General features: G+C 73.0%; 9 protein-coding genes. 5 read left to right on the forward strand and 4 right to left on the reverse strand.

All coding sequences use genetic code 11. The features are described from left to right. Positions 1-63 precede the first annotated feature (63 nt). Positions 64-1,044 (reverse strand): alpha/beta fold hydrolase, encoded by a 981-nt coding sequence (locus tag BLW85_RS36280; RefSeq protein WP_074995702.1) that lies wholly within the window; start codon positions 1,042-1,044, stop codon positions 64-66. A gap of 424 nt (positions 1,045-1,468) precedes the next feature. Between BLW85_RS36280 and BLW85_RS36285 the strand changes: the two genes are divergently transcribed. Next, positions 1,469-3,544 (forward strand): HelD family protein, encoded by a 2,076-nt coding sequence (locus BLW85_RS36285; protein WP_079172687.1) that lies wholly within the window; start codon positions 1,469-1,471, stop codon positions 3,542-3,544. A gap of 58 nt (positions 3,545-3,602) precedes the next feature. On the opposite strand, the gene BLW85_RS36290 is transcribed toward BLW85_RS36285, so the two are convergent. The 3 genes from BLW85_RS36290 to BLW85_RS36300 form a co-directional block, all read right to left on the reverse strand. Beyond that, a complete protein-coding gene (locus BLW85_RS36290; protein ID WP_074995705.1) occupies positions 3,603-4,085 on the reverse strand; it encodes a hypothetical protein in 483 nt (160 codons plus the stop codon). A 71-nt stretch (positions 4,086-4,156) separates the two neighbouring features. Next, the gene (locus tag BLW85_RS36295) at positions 4,157-4,705 is read right to left on the reverse strand and encodes a GNAT family N-acetyltransferase (protein ID WP_074995708.1); all 549 of its coding nucleotides are present in this window, start codon (positions 4,703-4,705) and stop codon (positions 4,157-4,159) included. Between the two features lie 93 nt (positions 4,706-4,798). After that, complete coding sequence (locus tag BLW85_RS36300) at positions 4,799-5,923, reverse strand: DUF6183 family protein (RefSeq protein WP_074995711.1); 1,125 nt, start codon at positions 5,921-5,923, stop codon at positions 4,799-4,801. A 396-nt stretch (positions 5,924-6,319) separates the two neighbouring features. Here BLW85_RS36300 and abc-f point away from each other — a divergent pair, with 396 nt between their 5' ends. The 4 genes from abc-f to BLW85_RS36325 all read left to right on the forward strand — a co-directional run bounded on the left by abc-f (position 6,320) and on the right by BLW85_RS36325 (position 13,890). Continuing rightward, complete coding sequence (gene abc-f / locus BLW85_RS36305) at positions 6,320-7,954, forward strand: ribosomal protection-like ABC-F family protein (RefSeq protein ID WP_074995713.1); 1,635 nt, start codon at positions 6,320-6,322, stop codon at positions 7,952-7,954. A gap of 79 nt (positions 7,955-8,033) precedes the next feature. Further along, a complete protein-coding gene (locus BLW85_RS36310) occupies positions 8,034-9,689 on the forward strand; it encodes an ABC-F family ATP-binding cassette domain-containing protein (RefSeq protein WP_074995716.1) in 1,656 nt (551 codons plus the stop codon). Positions 9,690-9,826: 137 nt separating this feature from the next. Continuing rightward, the gene (locus BLW85_RS36315) at positions 9,827-10,279 is read left to right on the forward strand and encodes a hypothetical protein (protein ID WP_074995719.1); all 453 of its coding nucleotides are present in this window, start codon (positions 9,827-9,829) and stop codon (positions 10,277-10,279) included. A gap of 968 nt (positions 10,280-11,247) precedes the next feature. Then, a complete protein-coding gene (locus BLW85_RS36325; protein ID WP_074995722.1) occupies positions 11,248-13,890 on the forward strand; it encodes a SpoIIE family protein phosphatase in 2,643 nt (880 codons plus the stop codon). Positions 13,891-13,972: the final 82 nt, after the last annotated feature.

Consider the following 13,972-nt stretch of genomic DNA (forward strand, 5'->3'; position numbering starts at 1 on the left):
TGACGCCGCGCGGGCCGGTCGCGGCGAGGGATGTCGCTGCCGGCGGGCGCGCCCGGAATCGGGTCAGGCGGTCAGGGCGGCGAGCCAGTCGGTCAGGATCCGGTTGACCTCGGCGGGCCGTTCCTGCTGGATCCAGTGCCCGCAGCCGTCGAGGACGTGCGAGGAGACCAGGCCCGGCAGCGTGACCGGGTACGCCTTGATGGCGTCGGCGAGCCAGGTCGTGGAGGCGTCCAGACCGCCGCCGATGAACACCGAAGGCTGGGTGACGGGAGCGCCGTCGAAGGCGGCGAGGTCCTCCCAGTCACGGTCCATGTTCCGGTAGCGGTTGAGCGCTCCGGTCAGGCCCGTGCGCTCGAACTCCCCAGCGTGGAAGTCGAGTTCGTCCTCACCGAGCCAGGCGGGCCGGCGGCCGGCGGGGAACCGGTCGCGCAGCTTCCCGCCCCTGCCGACGAAGTGCGGGTCGGGGTCGTCGGGTCCGGGCATGGTGTCCGCGGACAGAGCGGCGTAGAAGCCGGCGAGCCAGCCGCGCACATCGGGTTCGATCTCCGCCTCGGCGCGGCCCGGCTCCTGGAAGTAGGAGACGTAGAACTCCTCCTCCCCGCCCATCCCGGCGAAGACGTCGCGGGGCCGGGGGCCGCCGCGCGGGGTGTACGGAACGCTCAGGAGCCCCACCGCGCGGAAGACCTCCGGCCTGAGCAGGGCGGAGTTCGCGGCGATGGTGGCGCCCCAGTCGTGACCGACGATCACCGCCGACTCCTCGCCCAGCGCGCGCACCACCGCGACGTTGTCCTCGACCAGGTCGACCATCCGGTACGCGTCCGTCGCGGCGGGCCTGGAGGAACGGCCGTAGCCGCGTACGTCGATGGCGACGGCCCGGTATCCCGCCGCCGCGAGGGCCGGCAGCTGGTGGCGCCAGGAGTACCAGGACTCCGGGAAGCCGTGCACGAGCAGGACCAGGGGCCCGGTTCCCTGCTCCACGAGGTGGATCCGGCCTCCCGGCGAGGCCACCGACCGGTGCGTGATCTCCGAGACGTGCTGCGACATGTGTCCTCCCGCGTTGCCAGTCCTGTGTGCCGCCGTCACGGTCCCGCCTCGCGGTCCGCCCGGCCCGATGCCGATCATGGGGAGGCCCCGCCCGTAACACGAGCGCGTTTGCCGGTTCGGCAAATCGGCCCCGGAGGCGGCGCCGGTGGGCCACTCACGGCGCCGGCTCGCCCGGCCGCGTACGGCGAAGGCGGCATTCCTCGCCCTACGCGGCGGTGCGCGCCGTCCAGGAACCGGTGACAAGCGCTTGCCCGGCGCGGAAATCACAAGAAGCCGCACTCCCGCACCGCAGGACACATTTCCCGCGCCCTGGTCAACATTTACTTTTCCGGAATAGATCTGCATAGTGGCGCCTCGCGATATCGGCGGGCAGAACACGGAGGGCATTTTCTTGCCGCAGATCAACGAGGGCGCCGCGCACGAGATGAAGCACGAGCAGGCCCAAGTGACCGTCATCGGCGAGCTGTTCGACATGCGCCTGGCGGAGGCACGGGCGGAACTGGTGCGGGTGCTCGCGTCGGCGCCCGACGGGGCGGGCGAAACCTATGAACGGGAGGTGACCGCCGGCCGGCTGACGAGCGAGGTACGCCGGCTGGAAGGGGCCGAAGAGGGACTCGTATTCGGCCGGATCGATCTCGCGGACACGACGGTGCTGCGCATCGGGCGGATCGGTCTGCACCGGGAGCCGGACGACCTGCCCCTGCTGGTGGACTGGCGGGCCGAGGCCGCGCGGCCCTTCTACGAGGCCACCCCGGTCCACCCGATGGGGCTGCGCCGGCGCCGCCATCTGCGCCTGGCGGGCCGCACGGTGACCGGTCTGAGCGACGAACTCCTCGACGGCTCCGAACCCACCGGCCGGGACGTGATCGGCGACAGCCCGCTGACGGCCGCCCTCCAGGAGAAGCGCACGGGCCGCATGGGCACCGCGGTCGCCACGCTCCAGGTCGAACAGGACGCGATCGTCCGCTCACCGCACCGCGGCGTCACCGTCGTCCAGGGCGGCCCCGGCACCGGGAAGACGGTGGTGGCGCTGCACCGCGCCGCCTATGTGCTGTACGCGTTCCCCAAGGCATCGGAGCGCGGTGTGCTCGTCCTCGGACCGAACACACGGTTCCTCGACTACATCAGCCAGGTCCTGCCCTCACTCGGCGAGAACGACGTCGTCCTGGCGACCTGCGAGGAACTGGCCGGCATCACACCGGACATCGCGGCGCCCTTCGAGGCGGCGCGTCTGAAGGGAAGCGCCGCACTGGCCGACGACCTGGCCGCCCTGGTCCGCTCCTGCCAGGCCCCCGGCGGCGCGTTCGACATCCGGATCGGGCGGGAACAGGTCCGCCTGCCGGACGACGTCGTCGCACAAGCACGTGCGACGGCGCAGACCAGCGGTCTCGCGCACAACCGGGCGCGTCAGCTGTTCAAGGAACTGCTGATCGACGCCCTCGTCCGCGAACTCGCCCGCAGCGGCGCCGAGGAACTCGAACGGATCGACGCCCAGGTCGCGCAGCTGACCGGTCTCGACCTGGACCGGGTCGCCGCGGCCGACCTGCGCCGCCTCGGCATCGACGCCGCGCCCGCCTCCGGTGCCGACGAGTTCGACGCCGACACCGTGCGCGCCGGCCTCCTGGACGACGCCTTCCTGGACGAGGCCATCGAGGAGCTGTGGCCGCATCTGACGCCCGGCGACGTGGTCCACACGCTGCTGGCCGATCCCGATGCGCCGGCCCCCCACCTGCGCCGGCTCACCGCCTCCCAGCAGGCCCTGCTGCGGCGAACCCCCGACGCGCCCTGGACGGACGCCGACGTGCCGCTCCTCGACGAGGCGGCGAGCCTGGTCGACGGCCCGCCCGAGCACACCTTCGGCCACGTCGTCGTCGACGAGGCACAGGAACTGACCGCCATGCAGTGGCGGATGATCGTACGACGCTGCCCGGGCAGATCGATGACCCTGGTCGGGGACTTCGCCCAGGCAGGACCGGCGACGGTGGCCCGGGACTGGAAGGAGGCACTCGGCCCGGACCTCGGACGGCGCTTCGACCTGCGGACCCTGACCGTCAGCTACCGCACCACACAGGAGATCCTCGCCACCACGGAGGACCTGCTCGCCCGCATCGACCCGGGCCGCCCGGCGATCCGGTCGATCCGGCACGGTGAGCCGCCCCGGACCCTCACCGCCGCCCCGGCGTCGCTCCTCGCGGTCCTCGACCGGGAACTGCGGGCACAAAGCCGCGCGCACCCGGGGGAGTTGACCGGGGTGATCTGCGCCGACGACCGCATCGAACAGCTCACGGCCGCCGGTGTCGAAGAGCACGCCCGGCTGGTACCGGCCTCCCAGGCTCGCGGCCTGGAGTTCGACGCCGCCGTCGTGATCGACCCGGACCGGATCACCGCCGCCCGCCCCGGAGGCGAGCGCGACCTGTACGTCGCCCTCACCCGCGCGACCAAACGACTGTGCACCATCACCGTCACCACTGCCGACGCGTCCGGAACACCGGTGGGGTGACGGGGCCGCGCAGCTGGCCGACCCTGTTTCGAGGCGGTGGGGGGCTCGGCCCCGGTGCTCAGGCCGCGGCTTCGCCGGGAGACCCGTCCTCCCCGAAGTCGCCCCGGCGATGCCTGGAGCGGTAGGTGCTGCCGGCGGGAAGGTCTTCGCCCGTTTCTTCCTTGTACGCCGCCCTGCGCTCCGCGCTCGCCTGCCGACCGGCGGCGAGCTTGACCAGGGTCGCCACTACCTCGTGCCCGGCAGGAGACTTCCGTTGCGGACGGTCCGCGACGTCGAGGCCGGGGGCCGACAGGGAGTCCTCGGTGTCCTGGATGTCCTCGGCGTCCTGCCCCTCGGCGAGACGGGCGACCACGCCGACGACGGCCAGACCCATGGCACCGACGGCGACGACGGCGCCGAGTTTCGCCTTGTGCTTGTCGAACAGGTTCTTCGCGGCCGCCGCCAAGGACGCGGGCCGGCCGTCCTCGGGGACGGCCCCGCGACCCTCGGGATCGTGCTTGCCGTCCTCGGGGGCGGGCTCGCTTCGCGCGGAGTCATTCACCCGGACAGATCTACCGGACACCTCTCTCACCTGTCAGGCAATCAACCGACATCACCCGATCAAGTTCGATCTCAGCCGGCCACCGTCATGGGGGGCCGGACGCCGAACCACTGTTCGGCGCCGTACGCCTCGAACCGTTCCACCTCGGTGAACCCGAGCTTCGCCGCGAGGCGCATCGAGCCGGCGTTGGCGGTCTGGGCGGTGAGCACCACCGGCTCGCCGGGGAGCGCGTCGGCGAACCAGTCGAGTACGGCCGTGCACGCCTCGGTCGCATACCCCTGCCCCCACGCCTCGGGCAGGAACATGTAGCCGAGCTCGGTCTTGCCGACATCCGCCCGGACGTGACCGGGGCCGTCCGCGTCGCGCTGGTCGAGCGTGACCATCCCGATCATCGCCCCGTCCAGCTCGACCACGAAGAAGCCGGGCCGCTGCCCGGGCACCTCGGGCACCGTGCGCTCCAGCTCGTCACGCGGCCTGGAGCCGCCGACGTAGGTCCCCACCTCCGGCGAGGAGAACAGCGCGATGACCGCCGCACGGTCCCGGGCCTCCGACTCGCGCAGCACGAGCCGTGCGGTGCGTATCGGGGCAGGCGGCCAAGCGAAAAGCCCTGGTTCAGTCATGGCGGGCAACCTACCGCGGGCCCGTCGGCGGCAACTCGCCCACGGCGCAAGCGAGCAGGGGCAGCCCTGGCCGCGACCACGGTTCGCGGGGCGTCAATCGGTGTCGGTCGCGGCCAGCACGGCCAAGCCACGGCGATCGGGCGCGAGGGCGGCCAGACCGATGTCCCAGGCCACTCGCTCGAACCAGCTGGTGCCCGCGTCGAACCCGTACCAGACGCAACCTCGAACCCGTTCCTCGACCTCTTCGGCGGTGAGACCTTCCGGGCTCTGGGCCAACGCCGCCAGAGACTGCCAGGCGGCGAGACGCCCATAGGCGCCGTACAAACCGGAGTTGTACGCCCCACCGGTCGACGCCGCGGCGAAGAGCACGCGCCACACCTCGGCGACCGGACGGACCGTGACCGACACGGCGGTCTTCTTTCCCGCTCCGCGCAGACACTCGAGTCCCAGTGTCGGCAGCGCCGTCGGCACCGACGCGGGCTCCAGCGGCTCGGCCATTGTGAACACCCGTGCTTCGACGCGCCCGTTGGACTCCTCGGCCCAGTTCGCCACGGCCCCGCCCATCGCCGTGGCGGCGGCCCGCGTCGTGGTCTCCGTCGCCGATGGGACTCGCGCGCCGCCGGGCACCGCCGGCCCGCGGCCCGCGGAGGAGTCGTACGGCATCGAGTGACTGCGGCCGCGTACGCCGTAGCTCGGCAGGTCCGCGCCGCGCTCCATGTCGGACAGGCCGAGCGGCAGTTGGCGCAGCGGGTGATGACTCCAGTGCCGCGACAACGCCCAGCCCGCGATCCCCGGCGTCTCCTCCACGACCACACCGCGGAGCACCAGCTCATGGACCAGACAGGCCCGCAGCTCCTCCGAAGCCCGCCCCGTGAACGCCGACGCCAGGTCCTCGGCCTCGTGGCCGGAGGCCAGCAGCGAGGCCGTGTAGCGGTCCAGCTTCCGGTCGGCGGCCCGCGGGCAGGACACCATCCGCAGCGCCTGGGTGACATTCCCGGAGCCGCCGGTGGTGGCCAGCAGCCGCAGCAGATGGTCGAAGACGCTTCTGTACTGCCATGCCTGCGGCGCGGCGCCGTAGGCGTCGGCGCAGGCGATGCCCAGGTCCGCGGCGAAGGCCGAATCGCCCCGCGCGACCCGCTCCTCCGCCACCGCCCAGACCCCGCTGACGTCATCCAGTTCCGCCAGCCCCGCCACGATCGTCCGTATCTGATCAGCCACGGCTCCGACCCTACGCAGCCCACGGCTCCGGGCCACCCGGCCCCGGCACCCGCGCGCCGCGCACCCCGTCGACCCGCTCCACGCGGCGCCGAGGCACACGTCCCTCTGGCGGCTGACCGTCTGACCCCTCCCGTGACGCGGTCCACCAGGGCCGCGAGGTCGTCGGCCACCACCACGGCACCCTTTGCTAAGCTGTGTACGACCTGAACTGTGTGAGTGAGGAGTCGCAGACGTGGTGGGTGACGACGACATCTCCGGGTGAGATCCGGAACTGACGGCCACCGGCCGGTGCTCAGGAGCGCCGCCGAGGTGGTCCGCTTCGTCGTACCCCTTTCCCCACGTCTGCCCAGGGCAGAGGTTCCACAGCCCTGCCCTCGCACCTTCGAGGTCTCCTTCATGTCCGACGCCGCCGTCGTCTGCTCGCATCTCTCCTTCGCCTGGCCGGACGACACCCCGGCCTTCCACGACCTGTCCTTCACCGTGACCACCGGACGCACGGGCCTGGTCGCGCCCAACGGCTCAGGCAAGAGCACCCTGCTCAAGCTCATCGCCGGTGAACTCAAAGCCACCGCAGGCTCGTTGTCGGTCAGCGGGACAGTGGGCTACCTGCCGCAGAGCCTGCCCCTGACCGGTGATCTCACCGTCGCCGAGGTGCTCGGCGTCGCCGAGATCATCCGCGCCCTGGACGCCGTCGAGTCCGGGGATGTCGGCGAGGAGCACTTCACCACCATCGGCGACGACTGGGACATCGAGGAACGCACCCGCGCCCAGCTCGACCGCCTGGGACTCGCCGACCTCACCCTCGACCGCGGCCTGAACACGCTCAGCGGCGGCCAGGTCGTCTCGCTCGGCCTCGCCGCCCAGTTGCTCAGGCGCCCCGACGTGCTGCTGCTCGACGAGCCCACCAACAACCTCGACCTGGCGGCCCGGCACAAGCTCTACGACGTACTCGAGGACTTCACCGGCTGCCTGCTGCTGGTCAGCCACGACCGCGCGCTGCTCGACCGCATGGAACGCATCGCCGAACTCGGCTCCGACGAACTGCGCCTGTACGGCGGCAACTTCAGCGAGTACGAGGAGGCCGTGCGCATCGAGCAGGAGGCCGCGGAGAAGAACGTCCGCAACGCGGAGCAGGAACTCAAGCGTGAGAAGCGGGAGATGCAGCAGGCCCGCGAACGCGCCGAGCGCCGGGCGAGCAACGCCGCCCGCAACCTCAAGAACGCCGGTCTGCCCCGCATCTTCGCCGGCACCATGAAGCGCGGCGCACAGGAGTCCGCGGGCCGGGCCGGCCAGATGCACGCGTCCCGGGTCAGCGAGGCCAAGGCCCGCCTCGACGAGGCCGGACGCGCCCTGCGCGACGAGCAGCGCCTCACCCTGGAACTGCCCGACACCAGGGTGCCCGCCGGACGCAACCTCTTCCTCGGCGAGGGCATCCAGGTGCACCACGTGGGCCGGGCGGTGTTCGCCGACGGAGGCGTCGACCTGAGCGTCCGCGGCCCCGAACGGATCGCGCTCACCGGACCCAACGGCGCCGGCAAGACCACCCTGCTGCGGCTGATCACCGGCGACCTCGCCCCCGACAGCGGCGAGATCAAGCGCGGCGACGGCCGGATCGCCTACCTCTCGCAGCGCCTGGACCTGCTGGACCTGGACCGCACCGTGGCGGAGAACTTCGCCGCCTTCGCCCCCGAGCGGCCCGAGGCGGAGCGGATGAACCTGCTCGCCCGCTTCCTCTTCCGGGGCGCCAGGGCACACCTGCCGGCCGGGGTCCTCTCCGGCGGCGAGCGGCTGCGGGCCACCCTCGCCTGCGTGCTGTGCGCCGAACCGGCTCCCCACCTGCTCCTGCTCGACGAGCCGACCAACAACCTCGACCTGGTCAGCGCGGCCCAGCTGGAGAGCGCCCTCGACTCCTACCAGGGCGCCTTCATGGTGGTCAGCCACGACGAGCGGTTCCTCGCCGAGATCGGGGTGAACCGCTGGCTGCGGCTGGCCGACGGAACGCTGACGGAGACGGGAGCCCCCGCGGTGTGAACCGCCGGTGTGTCACACGGCCCGCCCCCGAGGCGCCGCGCCCGGCGGGCCGACCACCGATCACCTTGGACGGACGCCCATGCCCCAGACCGCTCTGCTCGCCCACGACATCGTCCGCACCCTCGGCGGCCGCCGTGTCCTCGACGGCGTCAGCCTCACCGCGTCCCCCGGCCGGCGCATCGGCCTGATCGGGGAGAACGGCGTCGGCAAGTCCACCCTGCTGAGGGTGCTCGCCGGCGTGGACGAACCCGACGCCGGAAGCGTCATCCGCCCCGCCGACCTCGGCTTCCTGCACCAGGAGATGCCCTTCGACGCCGACTCGACCCTCGCCGCCGTGCTCGACGAGGCACTGCGCGAGGCCCGCGAGGACCTCGCGGAACTCGAACGGCTCGGCGGGGAACTGGCCCGCCTCCCCGAGGGCGACCCCGGCCACCGGGAACTCCTCGACACCTACGGCCGATGCCTGGAACGGGCCCAGGACCGCGAGTCGTGGGACGCCGACCGCCGCGCGGCCCTCGTACTGGACGGACTGGGCCTCGGCGCGCTCCGCCACGACCGCACCCTCGGCTCACTGTCCGGCGGACAGCGCGGCCGGCTCGCCCTGACGGCGCTGCTCGTCAGACGGCCGTCGGCACTCCTGCTCGACGAGCCGACCAACCACCTCGACGACGGCGCCGCCGCCTTCCTGGAGGAACAGATCCGCGCCCTGCCCGGCTGCGTGGTGCTCGCCAGCCACGACCGGGCGTTCCTCGACGCCGTCTGCACCGATCTGATCGACCTCGACCCGGCGGTGGACGGCCCGGTCCGCTACGGCGGCAACTACAGCGCCTACCTGGGCGAGAAGCGCGCCGAGCGGGCCCGCTGGGAGCAGCGGCACGCCGAGGAACAGCAGGAACTGGAGGAACTGCGGCACGCGGCGGGCGTGACCGCGCACCGGGTCGCGCCGGACCGGGGGCCGCGCGACAACGAGAAGATGGGCTACGGCCACCGGGCGGGCCGGGTGCAGAGCCAGATCTCCCGCCGGGTGCGCAACGCCACCCGGCGGCTGGAGGAACTGGAGCGCACCCGGGTCCCCGAGCCGCCGCGTCCGCTGCGGTTCGCCGCCGCGGAACTCGCCGCCCCCGCGGCGCAGGGACCGCGGCCGCTGGTCCGCCTGCGGGACGCCCGGGTGCCCGGCCGGCTCGCCCTGGACGCCCTGGACGTGTCGGCCACCGACCGGCTGCTGGTCACCGGTGGCAACGGAGCGGGCAAGTCGACGCTGCTCGCCGTGCTCGCCGGACACCTGCCGGCCGAGGGCGAGGTGCGCAGGCGACACGGGCTGACGGTCGGACTCCTCACCCAGGACACCGTGTTCGAGCGGCCCGAGCGCACGGTCCGCGACACCTACGCGCTGTCCCTGGGCCCGGTGCGGGCCGAGCAGGTGCCGCTGGGCTCGCTCGGTCTGCTGCACGACGCGGACCTGGACCGACCCGTCGGCCGGCTGTCCGTCGGGCAGCGCCGACGGCTCGCGCTGGCCCTCCTGGTGGCCCGCCCGCCCCAGCTGCTGCTGCTCGACGAACCGACCAACCACCTGTCCCCGCGGCTGTGCGACGAGCTGGAGGAGGCCCTGGGCACCGGCCCGGGCGCGATCGTCGTCGCCAGCCACGACCGCTGGCTGCGGCGACGGTGGCAGGGCCGGGAACTCCGGCTGGAACCGGCATCCGGACGGCGGCCGCTCGCGGGCACGGTGAAGTGAACGACCCGGCTCCGGCTGTGCCGTCCGGATGGGCGTTCTCGGTCGGTGTGCCCCACGAAGCGAGGCACGTGCGGAGATTTCGCGCTCAAGCACGGAAGACCGCGCGCAGCGGCCGGGCGCGGGCAACCATCGGGCACATGAAGAGGACTCTTACCGCCGCCTCGCTCGCCCTGGCCGCCGCTCTCGCCCTGGCCTCACCCGCCGAGGCGGCCCCGACTCCGCCCGGGGACACACCGGCGCTGGCCTGCGGGCTGGGCACGGTCGATCTCACCAACCCCCCGATCGGCTACCCCGTCGCCACGATCAACGACGTGGCGAGGAAACTGGGGCTCGCCGAAGTCCCCACCGCCGTCGGCCTCGGCTGCGACAGGTCCGTCCCGACCGACCCGTACTCCGGCACCCACCCCTACCCCGGCTCCGGCCCGGTCGTGCTCCGTAGCAGCGAAAGGGCCCCGACCCAGGAGTACTGCACCGACTCGGTCAGCGCCCTCGGCGACATCATCGGCAACGGAGGCCCCGTGCCGGGCGGCAAGACGCTCGCGGTGATCGGCTCGGGCTGCGTCGTGGAAGCGAACCCGATCGTCATCTGACGACCGCGCCCGCCGCTTGCGCGCCAAGGCGCCGTCACGAACAGGTTCCCGTGACGGCGCCCTGGCCGGTTCCGCCGGGCTTGGTCCCGGGCCCGGACCTGCCGGTTCCGAGGCCGTGATCGCACCGGCCGGCGCGAGATCATCTGAGCCGGGGTCAGGCCCCGACGGGACAACCTCTAGACTCGGCGGCCGTACTGGTCATGATCACTACCGGAAGGGGCCACATGTTTCAGGACGCTCCGATCTACCACCAACTTGTCGCGGAGCGTGGCGATGTACCCGCGCGAGTACGTGACGCGGCGACGAGCATACTCCGTGAACTCGACCACGTAATCGGTGCGATGGCGGTGCCCGCCCTCTCCACGAACCCTCTGCCGATGCGACATTCCGAAACCGCGGCGAGAACGGCACTTCCGCTACCCAGGCCGTAACCGGCCTCGGACGTATGGGCATTGGGGTGGGCGTCCGGTCAAAGGAGGGCCGGACCTTCGGGGTTCGGCCCTCGGCGTGTGCCGGCGGAGCAAGGGGGCCGGCGCATGGGGTGTACGGCGCGTACGCCCGGGCCTGTCCCGAGACCCGCCCCGGGTGCACGATCTGGGACCAGCGCCCGATGGGCGTGCGAACGCTTCCTCCCCACGCTCCGTGTCAGCCGTCGGCTCACCAGGGGCCGCGCCGATCAGGAGGTCGTTCCTAGCCCGCCGACGCGACGGCTCACGTGCGCATCGCCCGCCCGCACCGGGACACGTGGGTGTGACGCTCCAGGACCCGGACGGGCATCGGCTGGTGCTGTCCACCCGGACCCGGTCCAACCCGTAGGGCGTCGTCCACCCCCGAACGGCGGGCCCCTCCGCCCGCCCAGGCCCGCGAAGGCCGCGTGCCACTCGGTTGGCGGTGCGTGCGGTGGGCCGATCGGCGCGCGCCGGGCAAGTGGGGCCGCCGGGACACCCTCACGGCGGCACACTGGGCGCATGAGCCTTGATCCGCGGGAATCGGTGCGGCGGTTTCCTCCGCGGCCACAGAGCGCGCGGGCGGCCAGAGGGTTCGTCCGGGCCGTCCTCGAAGGAGCCGAGCCCGCGGTGGTCGACGCCGCCGAGCTGCTGACCGGCGAGCTGGTGACCAACGCCGTGCTGCACGCGCGCACCGAGGTCGAGGTACGGGTCCGGGTCGCCGACGGCGTGGTCCGGGCCCGGGTCGGCGACCTCAAGCCGGATCGCCCGGTGGTGTCCCGCCAAGGCCATCTGTACGCCGCCACCGGCTGGGGCCTGGGCATCGTCGAACGGCTGGCCGCCCGGCACGGCGTCGACGTCGCCGAGGACCACAAGGCCGTCTGGTTCGAGCTGCGGCCGGACACACCGCCGCCCGCCACGTCGTGGCCACGGGTGCCACCCCCCGGGCCGCCCGGCACCGTCATCCTGGTCGATCTTCCGTACGCGCTGTACTCGGCGGCGCGCCAGCACCGGCACGCGCTGCTGCGGGAACTCGTGCTGGCCGACCTCGCGGACGCCCCCCTCGGCCCGCCCACCGTGGACCTGCTCGCCGCCCATGACGCGAACAACCTGATCAGCGCGTGTGTCGCGGCGGCGCTGGAGGACCAGCAGGCCGACTCGGACATCCCCACGCTGACTCTTGCGGTCCCGGCGGACGCGGTCGAGGGCGCGGCCGCCTTGCGCAGGGTGCTCGACCTCGCCGAGGAGATGGCGCGTCAGGAGCGCCTGCTCGCCCGGCCCGCCCTGCCGCACATCGGCGCCTTCCACCGCTGGCTGTTCGACGAGATCATCGGCCAGCTCGCCGGCGCCCACCCCGCCGCGTGGACGCTGGTGCCCCGGGAGCCGAGTGCGCGGCCGTCGGAACTGGCGCCCTGGGACGCCCGGCACGTGGGGGCCAGCCGGGTGCCGACGATCACGGCCGGGGACGACAACCGGATCATCGCGGTCAACGGACCGGTGTCGGACCTGCTGGGCTGGAGCCCGGACGAGCTGGTCGGACAGCGCATCACGGTGCTCATCCCCGAGCATCTGCGCGAGCGCCATGTGTCGGCGTTCACCTCCCTCCTGCTGACCGGCGAGCCCCGGATCCTGGGCCGTTCCGTACCGCTGCCGGGGTTGCACCGCGACGGGCGACTGGTCCCGGTCCGGCTGTTCATCCAGACGCAGGAGGCGGCCGACGGCCGTACCGTGTTCGTCGCCCAGCTCATCCCCCGCGTGAGCGCGCCCCCGTCCGCCCCCGGCAGGTCCGCGCCGAGCCGGCCTGCCCCGGAGGGGGAGCCGGAGCCGGACGCGGCGCCCGAGCGATCCGGCACCACGCAGACCGTGGCGGAGCCCGGCGTACCCGCTGACACCGGCCGTACGGCGTGGGAGCGGCTGTCACTGCTGGCCGACACCAGGAGCGCGCTGGCCGTCACACCGCCCTATCTGATGGCGCGGGTGCGCAGAGTGGGCGAGATCCTCGTCGAACGCCTCGCCGACTGGTGCGTGGTGGACCTGCTGGACGAGCGCGACCAGGCGCGGCGGTTCTGCGTCGTGCACCGCGAGCCCGCCGCGCTGCCGCCCGAGGCGTTCGAGGGCCCGCTCCCGCCGGTCTCCGGCGCCGCCCAGGGTTCCCTGGCCCGGGTACTGCGCGGGGCGGGGCCGCTGCTGCTCACCGAGATCCCCACGCCCCAGCAGGCCGCGAACGCCCTGGACGCGCGGCAGCTGGAGCTGTTCGAGCAGCTGGGCGCGAGCAGCGCCGTCATCGCGCCGCTGCGGGCGCGCCGGGAAGTCATCGGCGCCCTGACCGTGGCCCGGCTCAGCGAGCGGCGGCCGTTCACCGAGGACGATCTGCCACTGCTGGCGGACGTCGCCGACGGACTCGCGCTGGGCGTCGACAACACCCTGCTGTACCAGGAGACCCAGCAGATCGCCGAACGCCTCCAGCGCTCCCTGCTGCCCGCCCTGCCCGACACCGAGGACCTGCAACTGGCCGCCCGTTACTCCTCCTCGTCCAGCACGGCGCACGTCGGCGGTGACTGGTACGACGCCTTCCTCCTGGGGGAGGGGGATCTCGTGCTGGTGATCGGGGACGTCACCGGGCACGACCTGAAGGCGGCTGTGGCCATGAGCGCGCTGCGCAACATGCTGCGCGGCATCGCCGTCGACCGCAGGGAACCACCGGGTGAGGTACTGCGCCGGCTGGACCTGGCCAGCCACACCCTCTACCGGCAGGCCACCGCCACCTGCATCTACGCGGTGGTCAAGGACGGCGCCGAGGAAGGGTCCAAGATCCTCCACCACGCGGCCGCCGGGCATCTGCCGCCGCTGCTCACCACCAGGGACGGCGACACCCGCTATCTCGACGCCGGCGCGGGCGTGCTGATCGGCATGGATCCCGAGCTGCCCCGCCCCACCGCGTGCGACACCCTGCCACCGCACTCCACGCTGCTGCTGTACACCGACGGCCTGATCGAGCGCCGGGGCGAATCCCTCGACGACGCCATGTCCAGGCTGCGCCAGCACGCCGCCGCCCTGGCCCGCGAGCCGCTCGACGTGTTCTGCGACGAACTCCTCATCGGACTCGCCGCCGACACCGCCGACGACGTGGCCCTCCTCGCCCTGCGCACGGCGCCGCCTCCTTGACCGACGACCGTCCCGACGCGTGTCGCAGGGACAGGAGCAGGCCGATGCCCGCGTCCCTCGCCGTCGGAGCACCGGAACCCGT

Origin of the sequence: Streptomyces misionensis, assembly GCF_900104815.1 — a bacterium.
In the GTDB taxonomy this organism is placed as follows: Bacteria; Actinomycetota; Actinomycetes; order Streptomycetales; family Streptomycetaceae; genus Streptomyces; species Streptomyces misionensis.